Here is an 18,183-nt window from a genome sequence, read left to right as displayed (position 1 = left end):
GCTAGCTGGCAATGGGAAGATTTCTAGGAGGAAGCGGGTCCGCTCTGCTTATCATAGACCTAAGAATAAATGCACAGAGCCTAAATTTTTCAGGAAGCCATTGAGGATAGAACTGACCATGGAGAATGCCTTACCCGCCATTTATCTCAGTGTATTGATTGTTTTACTGGGCGTCTCGGCTTGGTTTGTGGTCAAACAAATTCTTAAAACCCGCCGCATTGAGTCTAGCTTGACACGCCTCCAACGCAAGCTCAAGCAGGAACCGGGCACTACCCAAGAATACTTTGAGCTAGGCAGCATTTACCTCACTAAGAAACTGGCCAGTCAAGCAATTCCCCTATTTCAAAAGGCCCTGAAGGCGGCTGAAAGTGAAGGCGAAACCCCTCTTGCCCCCATCTACAATGCCCTTGGCTATGCCTACTTCATGCAGGAGCAGTACGATTTGGCGATTCGCCAGTACAAAGAGGCCCTCAAACATCAACCAGACTATGTGACTGCAGCTAACAATCTTGGTCACGCCTATGAGAAGAAGAACCTCCCCCAACCAGCCCTTGAAGCCTATCAGCACACACTGAAATATGACCCCAACAACGCGATCGCCCAACGGCGGGTGAATTCCCTGAAAAAACGGCTCAGTGGTGCGGCGGCTTGAGGATACCGCTGCTTAGCAACAAAAAACTGGCTAGGAGATTTCCCAACCAGTTCTCAATTCACAATCTCTATTGATCTGGGTAAGCTAGCCCTCGGCTTAGGCCTCTCCTTCAATGTAAAGAAACAGGAGCCCCATCACTACCGTGGGCATGAGCCAACAGACCACGGGAATAAAAATCCAAGGCAAAAAGGATGCAGCATAAGATCCCATCATAATCAGCGGTTCTCCTTCTGGATGATCAAACGTCAAGAGTGACCAAGGCTCTAGTTAAACAAGCCAGTCATGATGCCATCGACAACAGAAAAGTTTTCGAGGAGGAAGAAGGCCACAAAGGCACTCCCCATGGCACCCACGAAGAAGCCAGCCGTAAACTGACTCCAACCTTCACTGGTTTTCAGGGGATCGCTGCTGCTGCCACCCTTTTGAAAACTGACTAGACCATAGGCCGCTAAGCAGGCTGTCGCCACAAGAATAAGCGCGATTCCAGAAATGAGACCACCTAAGTTGGCCACATCAGAGTCCCGCAGTGGACCGAGCTTGACCCAAGGACCAATGAGGAAGTAACCATGGGCCATCCCCACTTCCAAGCCCCGCAGGATCGGGGAGAGGCCTTGACGATAGGCGGGTAGGTTACCAATAAACGTCTTCACTAGGCCAGAGTCAGAAATGGGGGTTGACAAGTGCCCCACAAAGGGATCGCCATTATATGGCTTAACCAGTTCTTCTGCCATGATTTTTATTTCCCTAGCATTCCGTCATGTCCGCGCACAGGCACAGACCTAAGTGGTTATTCTAGGCAAGGGCGGGCGATCGCGCGAGAGAGAGCGTGCTTCTCTTCAAGAAAGTTCATGTATCGCAACATCCCCTTACGCCGCCCTGCCCCCAATCTTGGGTTAGTAGGTGGGTACGCTGGGGTCGACTTCCTGACTCCAAGCGTTGATGCCCCCTTTGATATTGATTCCCTCAATGCCAGCCTCTTTGAGGATGCCCAACGCTTTGGCAGAGCGTCCCCCCATCTTGCAGTGCACCAAAAGGCGATGGCCATTCAGCAGACTGCGGATTTTCTCCACGCCCGGGCCGTTTTCAATTTCCGATAGGGGAACCAGGACAGAACCGGGAATCCTGGCAATTTCGTACTCATTGGGGTTGCGCACATCCACAAGGACGTAATCTTGGGCACCACTATCCATAAGGGCTTTGAGTTCCTGCACAGTCATTTCTGGAATTTCTGCCATTTGGGCGGCCTCCTGTGCCTTAGCTTGGCGAATACCACAGAATTCTTCGTAGTCAATCAGCTTGTCAATCACTGGCCGTTCGGGGTTGGGGCGCAGCTTGAGTTCACGGAATTTCATCTCTAAAGCATTGAAGAGCAAAAGGCGGCCACTAAGGGTGGTGCCTTTGCCAAGAATGATTTTAATCGTCTCTGTGGCCTGGATGACACCAATAATACCCGGTAAAATGCCAAGAACGCCCCCTTCAGCACAGGAGGGTACCAGACCCGGCGGCGGGGGTTCCGGGTAGAGATCGCGGTAGTTGGGGCCGCCTTCATAGTTAAAGACGGTGGCCTGGCCTTCAAAGCGAAAGATGGAGCCATAGACATTGGGCTTATTCAGAAGCACACAGGCATCGTTCACCAAGTAGCGGGTGGGGAAGTTATCGGTGCCATCCACCACAATGTCGTAGTCCGCCATAATCTCAAGGGCATTGGCGGCGCTCAAGCGAGTGTCGTACAGATCGACTTGGCAGTAGGGATTGATCTCAAGGATGCGGTGCTTGGCCGATTCAATTTTGGGCTTGCCCACCCAAGAGGTGCCGTGGATCACCTGCCGTTGCAAATTCGAACTATCCACCACATCAAAATCGACAATGCCAAGGCGACCAACACCCGCAGCGGCAAGATAAAGCAGCAGCGGTGATCCCAATCCACCTGTGCCAATGCAAAGCACGCTGGCAGCTTTGAGGCGTTTTTGACCCTCAACACCCACCTCCGGCAAAATCAGATGGCGGGAATAGCGTTCATAGTCGTCTTTCGTTAGTTGAATCGTAGACAGGTCTGGATTTAGCATGGTAGCCCTTCATAAGAAATGCCGCTGATCTGACCTGACCAGCAAAGGTGAGGGGATGTTTTTATTGTACTGAGGGGTGAGACTTGCGATCGCTGAGGGTTTCAATTGTCAAGACTTGGGGTGGTGTCGCATCCGGTGGATAGAGCATGGTGAACTGGATCCAACGGGTTTCTTTGGGTTGGAGCCGGAGGCGCAGCAAATCCTCTCCCTGTTCCCCTTGGCGTTGCACCAGATGAATGATCCGACTTTGGGGGGTGCTTTGATCATCGCGGAAGCGCAAGCGGATGCTGCCTCGGAAAAAGATGCGGTTGGGCGGCTCAGCAAAAAACCGCAGCCCAGGGGCAGGTGCATCGAACTTGATGGGGGTTTGGAGGGCAAGGCGAACGGTCTGGGGGCGATCGCGAGTGTTTTGCAGGGGCAGCACTAAATCATATTCAACCCCATAGTTGCCGTGGGCTGCATGGGCGGTATCGGGATAGCGCACCACCAAGGGAGCAGCTTGAATTTGCCCAGTACCTAGGCGCCCTCCGATTAAGGAACTAATGGGATAGGAAACGGCGCTCCCTGCGGCGGGAATGGGAATGGGTTGTTGTTGGGGATTGTGCCAGCGGGAGCCAAGGGCCACGCCGGCGACTCGACCATAGATGATGTGGCCCCCTTGATGGGGGGGGGTGGGGGCGCGATCGCGGGGAGTGACCAGTTCCCCTGTCATTAGGGTCTGCTGCCATTGCTCTAGGGTCGGCGTTTCATTGCCAAAGCGGGCTAAACTGGCAAGGTAAATGTTGCCACTGCTGCGGGCGCGAATCAGCAGCGAACGGCCATTGAGGGGTGGGTCTAGCCCCTTAACAGGAATCGGTAAATTGGCCATCAGGGCATAACTGCGGGGGGGAATGACGATTTGTGCTGGCCAGCCCGGTTGCCGCCGTTGTCGCAAAATCTCTAGCATGACGCGATCGCCCGGACCGGCAAAAACTTGGCCTAGATCATTAGCCTGCTGACTGGGTAGGGGGCGGAAGGGAGCATCGGGTTGACTCAGGTAACTGGCGGCATAGATCAGGTTCACTGTTACCGCTTCAGCACTGGGGTTGTAGGCGAGAATCCCTAGGTAGAGGGTGGTGAGATCCTGCGGGTCAAGGGGCTGAGCAATATGGTGGGCAAAGATATCAAAGCGATCGCGAAAGGCAAAGTTCAAGTGGGCCTTGGGGGTCCCTTTGCCCTCGGGTGGAAAGGTAGAAAGAAGAATGCCCGGTCGCTGCACCACCTCTGGGCTATTGCTATTAAACACAGGCACCTGATCGAGGGCCCCCGGTAAAGGGAGGACTTTTTGGGGTTTTTCAATCGTTGCCGGCGCCTGAGACAACACTGGAGACAGGGCAACCAGTGCCGCGCAGCTCCCCCACCACCAACGGAAATCAATCGCCATCACCAAGACCTAGTAGCTAATTTGCAGCGTTACACTCGCCTCCACCTGCAATTCCCCAGAGACGACAGGGGTGCTATCAGCCATCGTTGCTGCGCGAACGCTGAAGAGTTTTGGAGGAGGTGCCGCCTGACCAATTTGAATGCTCACCACTTGCCGCGGTTGGAGATTGAGGGCACTCAGCACTGCTTGGGCTTGGCTTTGGGCATCTTGGGTTGCCCGCTGCAGGGCAGTGCGTTGGGCAGCGGCAATGGTGGCCTCTGGGGCCGTAAAGCTAAGATTGTCAATCGTGGTTGCGCCAGCTTGCACAGCAGCGTCAAGGAGTGGCCCCACGCGATCGCTGGCAATGCGAAAACTCACGGTATTGCGCCCGATATAGCCCACCAGTATCCGCCGATTGTTGGTGTATTCATAATTTGGACTGAGACTCAGCCCCGTGGTTTGCAGTTGACTGACCTCCCGTGCCCGCAAAACCGCCAAAATCGCATTGGCTCGCCGCGCCACCTCCTGCTGTACCTCCTGGGCCGTACGACCTTGAACTTCGACCCCAAGGCTCACTTGGGCAAGGGTTGCTGAAATGGCTTCTGTCCCTCGACCTATGACCGTCAGGGTACGTTGGGCCTCTTGACTCACGGCGGGTCCCTCAGCAACCACCACAGATGCCCCCACAAGAAAAGCGACAAGACCGAGGGTATAAAAAGGCCTCAACGGATGTTTCATAGCAGCAGACAAACTAAGCTAAAACGTCATGAACCTTGTTTCTCTCGAGACCGCCTCTACCTGGGATTCTGTTCCCCTTTAGGTGCGAATCCTATGAATCTTAATAAAACTTGGTGCCTTGAGGGCTTTGGGCAGGAATGTCACCCAGGATCAAAATTTTATCGCCCTTGCTGACCAGCTGGCGCTCTTTGAGTTGGTTTTTGGCCACGGCAAGCATTCCTGCAAAGGTTATAGGGAGCGTTTCCAAAAGCATCGGCTTCACGCCCCAAAGCCAATTCATCCAGTGATACACCCGCGGGCGATCGGTAAAGGCGACAATCAGCGGTTTCACCCGTTCCCCAGAGGCAGTAGTTGCGGTCTAACTTGTTTCTTTGACATACTCACCGCCCTAAAGTGCGATGATTCTTGACGCTTCACTGGGTGATGCTACCGAAGTAGTCTTACTCCCCCTCTGCGTCCATTTATAGTCGTGGCAATGCCCTATCCCGACTTTCTCTATGTTTCTTGCGGCATTTTCGTCTCTATCGTGCTCTGCGCCGCAGTTTATGCATACAACAGAGCGAACGGATAGATCGATTTTGCCCCATTTAAAACCGCATTTTGAGCAAGTCTGACTGGTTGGCTCCCATCGGTCGATAACAATAAACTCACGGTTTAGTTTGTTGCACTTAGCCTCAACTAAAACCCTGAATTCTCGCCAACCTTGCAAGCTAATTGCTCTAGCGAGTTTGCGGTTCTTCACCATTCCAGAGACATTCAAGTCTTCCAGCGCGATCACTTGGTTCTCGATAACCACGCGGGTAGACAATTTATGCAAGAAATCCCTGCGAATGTCTGAAATCCGACCATGAAGCTTAGCGATTTGCAGTCTTGTTTTCTCCCGCCGTTTGCTTCCTTTAACTTGACGGGCCAGTTTGCGTTGTTTTCGCCTGATCTTTTTGTCTAGCTTGGAATAATCAGGGCCATTAATCTTTTCGCCCGTACTTAAAGTAGCAAACGCTTTAATTCCCAAATCAATGCCGATAGAAGGGTTAGTTGCAGGTTGATGAACTGGATCGATCTCGACCACAAAACTGAGAAAATATCGATTTGCAGCATCTTTAATCACCGTAACTGAGCTTGGTTCAGAAGGAAGCTTTCTTGACCAAATTGGTCTGACGTTACCAATCTTCGCCAGATAAACTTCTTCGCCTTTAATTGAAAACCCATAGGTAGTAAATCTGGCTGATTGTCTTTCTGTCTTCTTTTTAAATCTAGGAGGGTTGATCTTCTTGCCTTTTCGCCTACCTTTAATTGAATCGAAGAAGTTTTTATAGGCAACTCCTAAATCGGCAACGGACTGCTGTAACGGGACATTAGAAACATCAGACAACCATTGCCGCTCTGGTGTTTTCTTCCCTTGGGTAATTACCAGCTTTTGCAATTCACTAGTTTTTGGCAATTTATCAGATTTCTTGCATATTTCCAGTGCATCGTTCCATACCACACGGACACACCCAAACAACTGAGCTAGGTGTTCTCGTTGTTGGTCTGTGGGATAGAAACGATACCTATATCTAGCTTTCATTGGTCGTGCTATAATTGGTCTGTAGCTAGATTATAGGTTGGTCTACAGGCAATGTCAAGTCATCTTCGTAAAGGGAGACACAGTGTTACGGACCTAAAGATTCATTTGGTATGCGTGACTAAGTATCGCCGGCCAGTCCTTAGCGCTGAGGGATTAGAGCTGATCGAGAAATCGTTTCGAGAAGTCGCCAAGAAGATGGATTTTCAGATTCTTGAATTTAACGGCGAAGAAGATCATGTCCATGCGCTAATCGAGTACCCTCCTAAACTTTCTGTTTCGCAGATTGTAAATGCGCTTAAAGGTGTATCTAGTCGTCGATATGGAAAAGCTGCACTACCAAAACCCCATGAAGAATCACTTTGGAGCCCTAGTTATTTTGCGGCATCTGTTGGAGGAGCACTGTTAGAGGTGCTTAAGGAATACATTAGAAATCAAAAAAAGCCGTCCTAAAAGGACGGGGCTTGTATCCCATTTCATTGGTCAAGCAGGCGATCGCCCGCAGATCGAGGATTTGAGTAATAGGGGTTCAGGCTTCACCCAGGGCATGGGTCTCATCATTGCGCTAGGCGGGCATAGGGTCAAACCCAAGGTGCGGCTCCACGTCTACTGCAATTCGCGCCAGCATCTTCACCGCCTGCACAGGAAAGGCAGCCACCGCGGATTCGCCCGACAACATCGCTACAAAGCATAGGAGTGGGGGATACCTTAATACTCTGCTCAATCTTAAGCATCGGTCAAGGAATTCAGGGGTGTTGTGGCTTGCATTCCCTATTAACTTTTATGGCCACAGGGATGTGGCTATAATTTGCCTCGTGGAGATCACTGCCGGAGGCCGCAATGGCACGCCCCCTGACCCCCGACAATCAAACACTCAATCGTGCTTGGACTTGGCAAGATGGCCTGATGATTTTGGCCTTGATTGCCCTGATCTTTTGGATTGTCAACACAGCGGCTCAGTTTACAGGACGCTATGACCCCACAATCACTATTGAGCTGAGTCCGGCGGTCTTGCCAAGTTACACTGCTCAAACGCTGCTGCGGATGCTCATTGCCTACATGATTTCCCTGGTCTTTAGCATCCTCTACTCCTATATCGCCTACTACAACCGCACTGCTGAAAAAATCCTGCTGCCCCTGCTGGATATTCTGCAATCGATTCCGGTGCTGTCATTTTTGCCGGGGGTGGTGCTGGCCCTCATTGCGCTCTTTCCGGGGAGTCGTATGGGCGTAGAATTGGCAGCCATTATCCTCATCTACACGGGGATGGCTTGGAACATGACGTTTAGCTTTTACCAGTCTTTGATTAGTGTGCCCCAGGAGCTGCGGGAGGTAGCAAAAATTTATCGCTTGGGATGGTGGCAGCGGGTGTGGACGTTGGATTTGCCCGCGGGAGCCATTGGCCTGATCTGGAATAGTGTGATGTCGGTGGCGGGCGGCTGGTTTTTCCTGATGGCGATTGAGTCCTTTACCATTGGCGAGAAAACGTTTACATTGCCAGGCTTAGGTTCCTATCTGGCGACAGCGGCCAACGAACAGGATTATGCGGCTTTGATCTACGGCTTGGCAGTTCTCATTGGCGTCATCATCACCATTGATATTTTGGTGTGGCGTCCCCTGATTGCCTGGGGCGAAAAATTCAAGATGGAAATGGTCGAGGCGGAGAATGTGCCTAAATCCTTCCTTCTTGATTTTCTACGGCGATCGCCCACGTTGCGAGCTTTCCACCAACAGATCTTTGCCCCCGTCTGGGAACGACTGGATGAGCAGTTGCGCCCCAAACACCCCCGTCAATCTCTTGCCCCCCGGAATGGCCAAGGCCACTGGCGGATCACCCCCATCATTTTGCTGATTTCTGCTGTGGTCGTGGGTTGGGGGGCGATCGCCTTTGTGCAGCAAATGTTCAAGGTGAGTTGGCAACAATGGCAGCAAATTACTCTGGGGGCGGTACTGACAACCCTTAGGGTAATGACGGCCCTCCTTCTCTCGCTACTGTGGACGGTGCCTGTAGGGGTGGCGATCGGTCGCAATCCGCGTGCTGCGCAAGTGTTGCAACCCATTGTTCAAATTGCGGCATCGGTGCCGGCCACGGCGCTATTTCCAGTCTTGCTGTTGGCCCTGGCCAATGTGGGTGGGGGCTTGGAGATTGGATCTGTGGCGCTGATGATGCTGGGCACAATGTGGTACATCCTCTTTAATGTGATTGCCGGAGCCCAGGCCATTCCCACAGAATTATTCGAAGCAGCGGTGGTCTATCAACTCCCTTGGTGGCAGCGGTGGCGCACTCTCATTTTGCCCGGAATTTTTCCCTATTTGATGACGGGCATCATTACCGCTGTGGGGGGCGCTTGGAACGCCAGCATCGTCAGTGAATATGTGGAATTTCAGAACCAAACGGAGCAAACCCTTGGCTTGGGGGCCCTCATTTCCGAGGCTAGCGTTCGGGGAGATTTTCCTCTACTGATGGCAGCAACAGCGGTGATGTCGTTATTGGTGGTTTTGACCAACCGCTTGGTTTGGCGACCCCTCTACCGCTTGGCGGAAACAAAATATCAACTGTTGTAAGCAACTGCTGTGGGCGCAGATGATGCGGGTCATTGGCTTGATGAGCGGAACCTCTGTGGATGGCATTGACGCGGTCTTGGTGGAGCTATGGGGGGGCGATCGCGACCTGCAGGTAACGGTGTTGAATTTTTGTACCGTGCCCTATCCAGACGCCCTGCGGCAGCGTATTCTTGAGGTTTGTGGTGCAAAATCCTTAACCCTGGCTGAGTTGGCGGCCTTGGATGAGGCAATCGCCGAGGCCTTCGCCCATGCGGCGCAAAGGGTTCAACGGGGCTATCCACGGGCAGATCTCATTGGCTCCCATGGTCAAACGGTCTTTCATCGCCCCCCCGTAGGCGATCGCCTAGGCTACAGCCTACAACTGGGACGGGGGGATTGGATTGCTTGGCGTACAGGCATGACCACCATTGCCAACTTTCGCGCTCAGGATATTGCCCTGGGTGGTCAAGGGGCGCCCCTTGTGCCGCGGGTGGATTGGTGTCTTTTGGGTCATGCCACGGAAGTCCGCTGTGTGCAAAACATCGGTGGGATCGGCAATGTCACCTACTTGCCCGCTCAGCTCGAGGATCCTGAGGGGAAAGGGGTCATGGGCTGGGATACAGGTCCCGGCAATATGCTGCTTGATCTGGCGGTAACGGAGTTATCGGGGAGTGAATTGACCTATGATCCTGATGGCACATGGGCACGACAGGGCAAAATTAGCGAGCCCCTAGTGGAGCACTGGCTGCAGGACCCCTTCTTTCACCAGCCGCCGCCAAAATCCACTGGGCGGGAATACTTTGGTCTGCCCTTTTGGCAACGCTGCCGTACGGATGCCACTGGTTTGGCACCTGCGGATCTTCTAGCCACGCTAACGGAATTTACAGCTCGCAGTATCGTTGAGAGCTATCGCCAATTTTTGCCCCAATGGCCACAGCGCATCTTCCTATGTGGCGGCGGTGCCCACAATTCTTTTCTCAGGGAGCGGCTGCAGGTGCATTTAGGAGACCTTCCCGTGGAAACCACTGCTGCGGCGGGGATTGCAGTGGATGCAAAGGAGGCGATCGCCTTCGCAATTTTGGCCTACTGGCATGAGTTGGGCTTGCCAGGGAATTTGCCCCAGGTTACGGGGGCACGCCAGGCGGTTCCCTTAGGTCAACGTTGGCTAGGACAGCGATGAAACCAACATTTCCGGCGATTGTCACCACTGCTGAAATGCAGGCAATTGAGGGAGCAATGTTTAATGGCGGCCTCCCCATTCCTGCCCTGATGGAAAAGGTGGGGCAGCGATTGAGTCACTATCTGCAGGCGCATTTCCCAACCTCCCAGTATCCCCGCGTGGCCGTCTTGGCAGGCCCCGGTCACAACGGCGGTGATGCCTTGGTGGTGGCGCGGGAACTATGGCACCGCGGCTATCAGGTCAAACTCTGGCAGCCCTTTGAGCGGCTGAAGCCCCTGACGGCGGATCATGCCCGCTATGCTCGCTTTCTCGGTCTGCCCTTTGTGGAGCGGGTGGAGGCGTTGCAGGAAGTTGACGTGATTGTGGATGGTCTCTTTGGTTTTGGCCTAGAGCGGGAACTGACGGGTGAACTGGCCCATGCCATTGATGAGATTAACACTTGGCCGCAACCGCGGGTGAGCATCGATGTCCCCTCGGGGCTCCACAGTGATACGGGGGCAGTGTTAGGCACTGCAATTCGGGCCGATCGCACCCTCTGTTTAGGACTCTGGAAGCGGGGGCTACTGGTGGAGGAGGCCCAACCGTGGGTGGGGCAGGGGGTGTTAATCCCCTTTGATATTCCCTCGGTCGTGATTGAAACAGCCTTGGCTAGTGCGCCGCGGCGATATTGCCTGGATGATTCCTGTTGGCAAGCATTGCCCCTGTCGCGATCGCCCATTACCCACAAGTATCAGCAAGGTCAGCTTTTACTCATTGGCGGCTCTGGCCAGTTTGGGGGCAGTATTCTCCTCAGTGCCCTAGCCGCCCGCTGTACGGGTGTGGGAATGCTGGTGGTGGCGGTGCCCCAATCCCTGAAGTCCCTGGTGCTCTCACGAGTTCCCGATGCCATCGTTGTCGGCTGTCCAGAAACACCTAGGGGGGCGATCGCTCGCTTGCCCGAGGGCCTAGAGTTAGGGAAATTTTCCGCTATTGCCTGTGGGCCAGGGCTAACCCCTGAGGCAGTCTCAGTTGTGGCAACAGTGCTCAGGGCTGAGACATCCCTCGTCCTAGATGCCGATGCCCTGAACATCTTGGCGACCCTCTCCCCATGGCCACTGCCCAGTGGCACGATTTTGACCCCCCATTATGGCGAATTTCGACGGCTCTTTCCTGACCTTGTCGGCACCGCGGGCGATCGCCTCGACCAAGTGATCGCAGCCGCTCGCTGGAGCAACGCCATTGTTCTTCTCAAAGGAGCACGGACGGCCATTGCCTCTGCGAGGGGTGACCTCTGGATCAACCCCCACAGTACCCCTGCCCTGGCCCGGGGGGGCAGTGGCGATGTTCTCACTGGCCTCATAGGCGGCCTTTTGGCCCAGCAGGAAGCACTGAGAGCAACCTATGGGGGCGTTTGGTGGCATGCCCAAGCCGCCCTTGAAGCGGAACAACAGGCTACCTCCCTAGGGGTTTATCCCGAACAGTTGATTGCTCACCTGTTGCCGACACTGCGCCGCGCCCTAGCTGCCAGGGTTTAGCTTTTGAGCCAGGAGTTGATTCGCTAGCTTCGGATCGGCACGCCCGCCACTTTTTTTCATCAGTTGGCCAACAAAGAAGCCTTGAAGTTTGGTCTTGCCAGCACGGTATTGCTCCAGTTCATTGGGATGTGCCGCCAGTACCTCATCAATCATTGCCTCTAGGGTGGCAACATCAGAAATTTGGCTGAGGCCTTTGCGCTCCACCAGGGCTTTTGGCGAGCCCCCTTGGGAGAGTAATTCGGGCAAGATCTCCTTGGCAATTTTGCCACTAATGGTGCCCGCCTCAATGAGTTGGATCAACTCCGCTAATTCCGCCGGTTTCAGGGGCAGTGCCTCGATCGCCAGTTTTTGTTCCTTGAGATAGGCGGTAATATCCCCCATGATCCAGTTGGCCGCTAATTTCGGGGGTGCCCCTGCAACAACGGTTGCCTCAAAGTATTCAGCAACGGCTCGCTCATCGGTGAGAACGCGGGCATCCTGGGGTGGTAATCCCCACTCCGATTCATAGCGGCGGCGTTTTTGGGCAGGGAGTTCGGGCAGCTCAGCGCGCCATGCCGCCAATTGCTCAGCAGTGACCTCAATAGGTCCGAGATCGGGTTCAGGAAAGTAGCGGTAGTCACTGGAGCCTTCCTTGACCCGCATGGTTCGCGTTTCTTGGGTGGCCTCATCCCAGAGCCGCGTTTCTTGAACGATGGGTTCCCCCGCTTTGAGGGCAGCCACTTGTCGCTCAATTTCATAGTCAATGGCACGTTGGATGGCACTAAAGGAGTTCATGTTTTTAATCTCCACCTTGGTGCCAAAGGTGTTGCTGCCCACTGGCCGCACGGAGATATTGACATCGCAGCGCAGCGAGCCCTCCTGCATATTGCCATCACAAACCCCCAAGTAACGGAGAATGCGCCGCAGTTCTTGGGCATATTCCGCCGCCTCTTGACCGGTGCGCAAATCTGGCTCGGAGACAATCTCCACCAAGGGCACCCCGGCGCGATTCAAGTCCACTAGGGAGTAGGCGGAGCCAGACAGGCGATCGCTCCCCGCATGGACCAACTTGCCGGCATCTTCCTCCATGTGCAGGCGAGTAATGCCAATTTTTTTACGGCGGGCAGTCCCCTTGTCATCCACCAGTTCAATCTCAAGATAGCCATGGTGGGCAATGGGCAGATCGTACTGCGAGATTTGATAGTTTTTCGGCAAGTCAGGATAAAAATACTGCTTGCGATCGAACTTGCTGTAGGGGGCAATCTGACAATTGAGGGCTAAACCCGCCTTGACAGCGTACTCGAGAACCTTTTCATTCAACACAGGGAGCGTCCCCGGCAACCCCAAACACACCGGATCAATGTTGGTATTTGGGGGTGCTCCAAACTGGGTCGAGCTAGAGGAGAAAATTTTTGTTTGGGTACTGAGTTGGCAGTGAATCTCTAGGCCAATCACCGCCTCGTAGGTGAGACTAGCGGCATCTACAGGGGTGGGTTCAGGCGCCACGGTTGCTGCCTGCTGGGTTGAGGTTGATTGAGGGGATGGCGACGCTTTGGATGTTTTTGACGTTTTTGATGCTTTTGATGCTTGCCGTTGATTTGATTTTGCCTTTGCCATCAGAAACTCCACAGGGGTACCGTCACTATAAGGCAGATTAGTCAGGAATTGCGGATCGAGAGTTAGGGGCGATGATTGCGTTCCTCCATGGGCACATAGGGCTGATTGTGGGCACCCGTATAGACTTGGGTGGGACGATAAATGCGATTGGCCTCCAGTTGTTCCTTCCAGTGGGCTAGCCAACCGGCCACGCGGGCGATCGCAAACACCGGCGTAAACAAATCACTGGGAATTCCCAACCGCCGGTAGACAAGACCAGAGTAAAAGTCTACATTGGGGTAAATCCCCTTGTAACTGAGGTATTCGCCCACCACTTCCTCCAGTTTCAGGGCAATGTCGTAGTAGCGATCGCCGCCAAACTTATCAAACAACTGCTCCGCCAACTTCTGTAAAATCGTGGCGCGCGGATCCTTGACCTTATACACACGATGGCCAAACCCAGCAATTTTGATCTTGTTCTGGATACACTTTTCCACATAGGGACGGACATTCTCGACACTGCCGATTTCTTCAAGCATATTGATCACATCTTCATTGGCGCCCCCGTGGAGTGGCCCTGCCAGCGTACCCACCGCTGAAGCAACCACGGCGTAGGGGTCTGTCAACGTCGAGGCCGTCACCCGCGCCGAGAAGGTTGAGGCATTCATCGTGTGCTCCGCGTGGAGAATCAAGCAAATATCAAATACTCGCGCTGCAAATGGATCCGGCCGCCGCTCATTGAGCATATAGAGAAAATTGGCCGCATAGTCCAGTTCATCACAGGGCATGACTGGGTCATTTCCCTTGCGGATCAGTTGAAAGGCCGCCACCATCGTTGGAATTTTTGCCAAGAGGCGAATCACCGCTGCCCGAATGTACTCTGGATCCTCGAGTGCCCGCCGTGAATAGAACAATCCCAAGGCTCCCGCCGAGGCCTGCAGGGCATCCATGGGGTGGCCACTTTCGGGAAAGCATTTCATCATATCGCGAATGCGATATTTAACGCGGCGATGGTAGGTAATATCGTGCTCAAAGGCTGCTAACTCCTCCCTGTTTGGCCAGTAGCCCCAAATCAAGAGGAAGGCAGTTTCCAAAAACGTGCTTTTCTCCGCTAGTTCCTGAATCGGGACACCGCGATACTCCAGAATGCCTGCTTGGCCATCCACATAGCTAATGGCCGATTGAGCAACGGGAATACCGTCAAGACCGGGGCTAAATTCGCAAGCAACCATGCGTAGGTGTCCTTAAAACGGGCAAACTGAGTTGGAGTTGCAGTATTTATCAATTTTACGGGAGAGGGGAAAGATGTTGCTATGTTAAGGGGCCTTGCCACTTCCTTCAAGTTTTGCAACGTTTTGCTGGGCTAGGGAAAGCGCCTCGCTACGATCGCGATCGGACATTAAAACACCTTTGCCCCAGGAGTTGACGCGATGAAACTTGCCTACTGGATGTATGCAGGGCCTGCCCACATTGGTACTCTGCGCATTGCCAGTTCCTTCAAAAATGTGCATGGCATTATGCACGCGCCCCTTGGGGATGATTACTTCAACGTCATGCGCTCAATGCTTGAGCGAGAGCGCGACTTTACCCCTGTTACCGCCAGTATTGTTGATCGCCACGTCTTAGCCCGCGGCTCCCAGGAAAAAGTGGTGGACAATATCATCCGCAAAGACACTGAAGAGCACCCTGATTTAATTGTGCTCACCCCCACCTGTACCTCCAGCATTCTCCAAGAGGACTTGCAAAACTTTGTCCGGCGCGCCAGCCTTAGCACCACTGCCGATGTTCTCTTAGCGGATGTCAATCACTATCGCGTCAATGAATTACAGGCCGCCGATCGCACCCTTGAGCAAATCGTTCAGTTTTATATTGACAAAGCCCGCCGCCAAGGCACCTTAGGGACGAGCAAAACCCCCACCCCTAGCGTCAACATCATCGGCATCACCACCCTCGGCTTCCACAACCAGCACGATTGCCGCGAACTCAAGCAACTGATGGCTGACCTTGGCATTCAGGTAAATCTGGTGATTCCTGCGGCAGCCACCGTCCATGACCTGCAGCGACTCCCCCAAGCGTGGTTTAACCTTGTCCCCTATCGGGAAATTGGTGGCCTCACTGCTCAATACCTGGAAAGGGAATTTGGCCAGCCGAGCGTCCGCATTACGCCAATGGGTGTGGTAGAAACCGCCCGTTGTATCCGTGCCATTCAAGGGGTGCTCAATGCTCAGGGGGCAGGTGTTAACTACGAAGCCTTTATCGAGCAGCAAACACGGGAGGTGTCCCAAGCCGCTTGGTTCTCCCGCTCCATTGATTGCCAAAACCTCACCGGTAAAAAGGCGGTTGTTTTTGGGGACAATACCCATGCAGCAGCGATGACCAAGATTCTCAGTCGGGAAATGGGTATCCACGTTGTTTGGGCAGGCACCTACTGCAAATACGACGCCGATTGGTTCCGCGCAGAGGTGGCCGGCTTTTGTGACGAGGTACTGATTACCGATGACCACACGGTGGTTGGGGACGCGATCGCCCGCGTTGAACCTGCTGCTATCTTTGGCACGCAAATGGAACGCCATGTGGGCAAACGCCTCAACATTCCCTGTGGTGTCATTGCTGCCCCCATCCATATCCAAGACTTTCCTGTGGGCTATCGGCCTTTCCTGGGCTACGAGGGCACCAATCAACTGGTCGACCTCATCTACAACTCCTTCACTTTGGGGATGGAAGACCACCTGCTGGAAATTTTTGGTGGCCATGACACCAAAGCAGTGATTCACAAGGGACTCTCCGCCGACTCGGATTTGACATGGACAGCGGCAGGGCTAGCGGAATTGAACAAGATTCCGGGCTTTGTGCGCGGCAAGGTCAAGCGCAACACAGAAAAATTCGCTCGCGAACAGGGAATTAGCGAGATTACTGTGGAAGTCCTTTATGCTGCCAAAGAAGCCGTGGGGGCTTAAGTCCACCGTCAAACCTGCATGAACCTGACCGTTACAGCGTATAGCCGTTGGCATCTAACCACCAATTCCTATGGTATTCCTCAAACGCATCATTGCCCTTAGTTTACTGGCAGCAGGCGTTGGTTTTGGGCCGAGTGCCCTTGCCCAGCGGGTACCGCGTTTACGCCAAGGCATGAGCTATGCCGATGTTCGTCGACGTCTCATTGAGCGTGGTTGGCAACCCGTGGTCAATCCAGCAATGGTGAATCCGACAACAACGACGCCGACGGTGGCCTATCTGCTCAGTCAGGGCTATAGCGAACTGATGGGCTGCCAACTGGTGGGGGTGGATATCTGCACCTTTCAGTTTCGCAATCGCAAGGGTCATCTTTTGGAAATTGCCACCGTGAATTTGCCCATTGTTCCCGGTGGTACGGTTACCAGTTGGGCCTTGCGGAAAAATTCCCCCTAGGTAATTCTTGCGTATAATGGGGAGCCGTAGCCTTTTTCAGGAACCACAGTATGGTGTCTTCTCCCATAAAATCTGAAGCCCCTGTTCGCCACGATGTCAAAGACTTGAGCCTTGCCCCTTTAGGCCAGCAACGGATTGAATGGGCCAGTCGGGAGATGCCGGTACTGCGCCAGATTCGCGATCGCTTTGAGAAAGAAAAGCCCTTTGCAGGTATTCGCTTAGCCGCCTGCTGCCATGTGACCACAGAAACCGCTAATCTGGCGATCGCCCTCAAAGCCGGCGGTGCTGACGCAGTGCTCATTGCCAGTAATCCCCTCTCCACCCAAGACGATGTGGCCGCTAGCTTGGTAGTGAACTACGGCATTCCGGTCTTTGCTCAAAAAGGAGAAGACACCGCCACCTACATGCGCCACGTCAACATTGCCCTTGATCACCGTCCCAACATCATCATTGATGACGGCTGTGATGTGGTTGCCACCCTCGTCAAGGAGCGCCAGCACCAGATCAGCGACATTATTGGCACCACTGAAGAAACCACCACTGGCATTGTCCGCCTCAAGGCCATGTTCCGCGATGGTGTCCTCACTTTCCCTGCCATTAACGTCAACGATGCCGACACCAAACACTTCTTTGATAACCGCTATGGCACGGGTCAATCCACCCTCGATGGCATTATTCGGGCAACGAACATTCTCCTTGCCGGTAAAACCGTTGTCGTAGCTGGCTATGGCTGGTGCGGTAAAGGAACAGCTCTGCGGGCACGGGGCATGGGTGCCAATGTGATTGTGACGGAAATCGATCCCGTGCGGGCCATTGAAGCGGTCATGGATGGCTTCCGTGTCATGCCGATGCTCGACGCCGCGCCCCTTGGCGATATTTTCATTACCGTGACGGGGAATAAACACGTCATCCGCGCCGAGCACTTTGCCGTCATGAAAGATGGGGCAATGGTTGCCAACTCCGGTCACTTCGATATTGAAATTGACCTCGCCACCCTAAAAACCCTTGCCAAGCAAGTCCGCGTTGTGCGCAACTTTACCGAGGAGTATATTCTCCCCAGTGGCAAATCCATCATTGTTTTGGGGGAAGGGCGACTCATTAACCTTGCGGCGGCAGAAGGTCACCCCGCCAGTGTGATGGATATGAGCTTTGCCAACCAAGCCCTTGGCTGTGAATATCTCGTTAAAAATAAAGGCCAGTTGGCTGCCGGTATTCACCCCATTCCCGCCGCAGTGGATCAGGAAATTGCCCGCTTGAAACTGCAAGCCATGGGCATTGCCATTGACACCCTCACCCCTGAACAGGTGGAGTACATGAATTCTTGGACATCCGGTACCTAGAGGCTCCCCTCAGCCTGCAAAGGATTGGCAATGCTGAACAATCTCCTTGATCCGGTTCAGAAAGGTGGTGTATGCCGATCACTTTTCTAGTGGTTGGGATCAGGGGTTAGATTCCGCTGATTTGGCGGCTTGAGGCGAGAGGGATCGTGCAGTTGACCTTGGATGCTCAATAGTAAGAGTGTAACTGGATGGCAATCAGT

At 53.7% G+C, this 18,183-nt stretch carries 16 protein-coding genes and 1 pseudogene; 8 read left to right on the top strand and 9 right to left on the bottom strand.

Going from position 1 to position 18,183, the window contains the following annotated elements; genetic code table 11:
• The first annotated feature begins 118 nt into the window (after window positions 1-118).
• Window positions 119-652, top strand: coding sequence for a tetratricopeptide repeat protein (locus tag TLL_RS12230; RefSeq protein WP_164921042.1), 534 nt, complete (start codon window positions 119-121; stop codon window positions 650-652).
• A 96-nt stretch (window positions 653-748) separates the two neighbouring features.
• Here TLL_RS12230 and TLL_RS12225 read toward each other — a convergent pair whose 3' ends face one another.
• The 7 genes and pseudogenes from TLL_RS12225 to TLL_RS12195 form a co-directional block, all read right to left on the bottom strand.
• A complete protein-coding gene (locus TLL_RS12225) occupies window positions 749-865 on the bottom strand; it encodes a photosystem I reaction center subunit VIII (protein ID WP_011058237.1) in 117 nt (38 codons plus the stop codon).
• Between the two features lie 50 nt (window positions 866-915).
• The gene (locus TLL_RS12220; protein WP_011058236.1) at window positions 916-1,383 is read right to left on the bottom strand and encodes a photosystem I reaction center protein subunit XI; all 468 of its coding nucleotides are present in this window, start codon (window positions 1,381-1,383) and stop codon (window positions 916-918) included.
• Between the two features lie 162 nt (window positions 1,384-1,545).
• Entirely contained in the window at window positions 1,546-2,718 is a 1,173-nt protein-coding gene (moeB, locus tag TLL_RS12215) for a molybdopterin-synthase adenylyltransferase MoeB (RefSeq protein ID WP_011058235.1), read from the bottom strand.
• Between the two features lie 61 nt (window positions 2,719-2,779).
• Window positions 2,780-4,141, bottom strand: coding sequence for a DUF3370 domain-containing protein (locus tag TLL_RS12210; RefSeq protein WP_164921041.1), 1,362 nt, complete (start codon window positions 4,139-4,141; stop codon window positions 2,780-2,782).
• A 9-nt stretch (window positions 4,142-4,150) separates the two neighbouring features.
• A complete protein-coding gene (locus TLL_RS12205; protein WP_011058233.1) occupies window positions 4,151-4,858 on the bottom strand; it encodes an SIMPL domain-containing protein in 708 nt (235 codons plus the stop codon).
• A gap of 100 nt (window positions 4,859-4,958) precedes the next feature.
• A pseudogene (locus TLL_RS12200) lies at window positions 4,959-5,204 on the bottom strand (pyruvate kinase alpha/beta domain-containing protein); the annotation flags it as partial.
• Between the two features lie 42 nt (window positions 5,205-5,246).
• The gene (locus TLL_RS12195) at window positions 5,247-6,425 is read right to left on the bottom strand and encodes an RNA-guided endonuclease InsQ/TnpB family protein (RefSeq protein WP_011058231.1); all 1,179 of its coding nucleotides are present in this window, start codon (window positions 6,423-6,425) and stop codon (window positions 5,247-5,249) included.
• Between the two features lie 51 nt (window positions 6,426-6,476).
• Here TLL_RS12195 and tnpA point away from each other — a divergent pair, with 51 nt between their 5' ends.
• The 4 genes from tnpA (at window position 6,477) to TLL_RS12175 (ending at window position 11,660) form a co-directional block, all read left to right on the top strand.
• Window positions 6,477-6,875, top strand: coding sequence for an IS200/IS605 family transposase (tnpA, locus tag TLL_RS12190; protein ID WP_011058230.1), 399 nt, complete (start codon window positions 6,477-6,479; stop codon window positions 6,873-6,875).
• Window positions 6,876-7,262: 387 nt separating this feature from the next.
• Window positions 7,263-8,987 carry an ABC transporter permease gene (locus TLL_RS12185; protein ID WP_011058229.1) on the top strand — a complete coding sequence of 575 codons (1,725 nt, stop codon included), beginning with the start codon at window positions 7,263-7,265 and terminating at the stop codon, window positions 8,985-8,987.
• A 19-nt stretch (window positions 8,988-9,006) separates the two neighbouring features.
• Window positions 9,007-10,146 carry an anhydro-N-acetylmuramic acid kinase gene (locus tag TLL_RS12180; RefSeq protein WP_011058228.1) on the top strand — a complete coding sequence of 380 codons (1,140 nt, stop codon included), beginning with the start codon at window positions 9,007-9,009 and terminating at the stop codon, window positions 10,144-10,146.
• Complete coding sequence (locus TLL_RS12175) at window positions 10,143-11,660, top strand: NAD(P)H-hydrate dehydratase (RefSeq protein WP_011058227.1); 1,518 nt, start codon at window positions 10,143-10,145, stop codon at window positions 11,658-11,660. The genes TLL_RS12180 and TLL_RS12175 overlap by 4 nt, the downstream gene beginning before the upstream one ends.
• On the opposite strand, the gene gatB is transcribed toward TLL_RS12175, so the two are convergent.
• The gene (gatB, locus tag TLL_RS12170; protein ID WP_011058226.1) at window positions 11,643-13,145 is read right to left on the bottom strand and encodes an Asp-tRNA(Asn)/Glu-tRNA(Gln) amidotransferase subunit GatB; all 1,503 of its coding nucleotides are present in this window, start codon (window positions 13,143-13,145) and stop codon (window positions 11,643-11,645) included. The genes TLL_RS12175 and gatB overlap by 18 nt on opposite strands.
• 173 nt (window positions 13,146-13,318) lie before the next feature.
• Window positions 13,319-14,467 carry a citrate synthase gene (locus TLL_RS12165; RefSeq protein WP_011058225.1) on the bottom strand — a complete coding sequence of 383 codons (1,149 nt, stop codon included), beginning with the start codon at window positions 14,465-14,467 and terminating at the stop codon, window positions 13,319-13,321.
• Between the two features lie 198 nt (window positions 14,468-14,665).
• On the opposite strand from TLL_RS12165, the gene bchB reads away from it, so the two are divergent.
• The 3 genes from bchB (at window position 14,666) to ahcY (ending at window position 17,983) form a co-directional block, all read left to right on the top strand.
• Window positions 14,666-16,192 (top strand): ferredoxin:protochlorophyllide reductase (ATP-dependent) subunit B, encoded by a 1,527-nt coding sequence (bchB, locus tag TLL_RS12160; RefSeq protein ID WP_011058224.1) that lies wholly within the window; start codon window positions 14,666-14,668, stop codon window positions 16,190-16,192.
• Between the two features lie 70 nt (window positions 16,193-16,262).
• Window positions 16,263-16,643, top strand: a complete 381-nt coding sequence (locus TLL_RS12155; RefSeq protein ID WP_011058223.1) for a hypothetical protein — start codon at window positions 16,263-16,265, stop codon at window positions 16,641-16,643.
• Between the two features lie 50 nt (window positions 16,644-16,693).
• On the top strand, window positions 16,694-17,983 hold the full coding sequence (gene ahcY / locus TLL_RS12150) for an adenosylhomocysteinase (protein WP_011058222.1): 1,290 nt from the start codon (window positions 16,694-16,696) through the stop codon (window positions 17,981-17,983).
• Window positions 17,984-18,183: the final 200 nt, after the last annotated feature.

The organism is Thermosynechococcus vestitus BP-1 (genome assembly GCF_000011345.1).
Lineage (GTDB): Bacteria > Cyanobacteriota > Cyanobacteriia > Thermosynechococcales > Thermosynechococcaceae > Thermosynechococcus > Thermosynechococcus vestitus.
This window is presented reverse-complemented; position numbering and strand designations above follow the sequence as displayed.

What these genes read in the sequence shown, in the direction of transcription:
- TLL_RS12230 (WP_164921042.1), top strand. Translation starts at nt 119, where the DNA reads ATGGAGAATGCCTTACCCGCCATTTATCTCAGTGTATTGATTGTTTTA.
- TLL_RS12225 (WP_011058237.1), bottom strand. Translation starts at nt 865, where the DNA reads ATGATGGGATCTTATGCTGCATCCTTTTTGCCTTGGATTTTTATTCCC.
- TLL_RS12220 (WP_011058236.1), bottom strand. Translation starts at nt 1,383, where the DNA reads ATGGCAGAAGAACTGGTTAAGCCATATAATGGCGATCCCTTTGTGGGG.
- moeB (WP_011058235.1), bottom strand. Translation starts at nt 2,718, where the DNA reads ATGCTAAATCCAGACCTGTCTACGATTCAACTAACGAAAGACGACTAT.
- TLL_RS12210 (WP_164921041.1), bottom strand. Translation starts at nt 4,141, where the DNA reads ATGGCGATTGATTTCCGTTGGTGGTGGGGGAGCTGCGCGGCACTGGTT.
- TLL_RS12205 (WP_011058233.1), bottom strand. Translation starts at nt 4,858, where the DNA reads ATGAAACATCCGTTGAGGCCTTTTTATACCCTCGGTCTTGTCGCTTTT.
- TLL_RS12195 (WP_011058231.1), bottom strand. Translation starts at nt 6,425, where the DNA reads ATGAAAGCTAGATATAGGTATCGTTTCTATCCCACAGACCAACAACGA.
- tnpA (WP_011058230.1), top strand. Translation starts at nt 6,477, where the DNA reads ATGTCAAGTCATCTTCGTAAAGGGAGACACAGTGTTACGGACCTAAAG.
- TLL_RS12185 (WP_011058229.1), top strand. Translation starts at nt 7,263, where the DNA reads ATGGCACGCCCCCTGACCCCCGACAATCAAACACTCAATCGTGCTTGG.
- TLL_RS12180 (WP_011058228.1), top strand. Translation starts at nt 9,007, where the DNA reads ATGATGCGGGTCATTGGCTTGATGAGCGGAACCTCTGTGGATGGCATT.
- TLL_RS12175 (WP_011058227.1), top strand. Translation starts at nt 10,143, where the DNA reads ATGAAACCAACATTTCCGGCGATTGTCACCACTGCTGAAATGCAGGCA.
- TLL_RS12165 (WP_011058225.1), bottom strand. Translation starts at nt 14,467, where the DNA reads ATGGTTGCTTGCGAATTTAGCCCCGGTCTTGACGGTATTCCCGTTGCT.
- bchB (WP_011058224.1), top strand. Translation starts at nt 14,666, where the DNA reads ATGAAACTTGCCTACTGGATGTATGCAGGGCCTGCCCACATTGGTACT.
- TLL_RS12155 (WP_011058223.1), top strand. Translation starts at nt 16,263, where the DNA reads ATGGTATTCCTCAAACGCATCATTGCCCTTAGTTTACTGGCAGCAGGC.
- ahcY (WP_011058222.1), top strand. Translation starts at nt 16,694, where the DNA reads ATGGTGTCTTCTCCCATAAAATCTGAAGCCCCTGTTCGCCACGATGTC.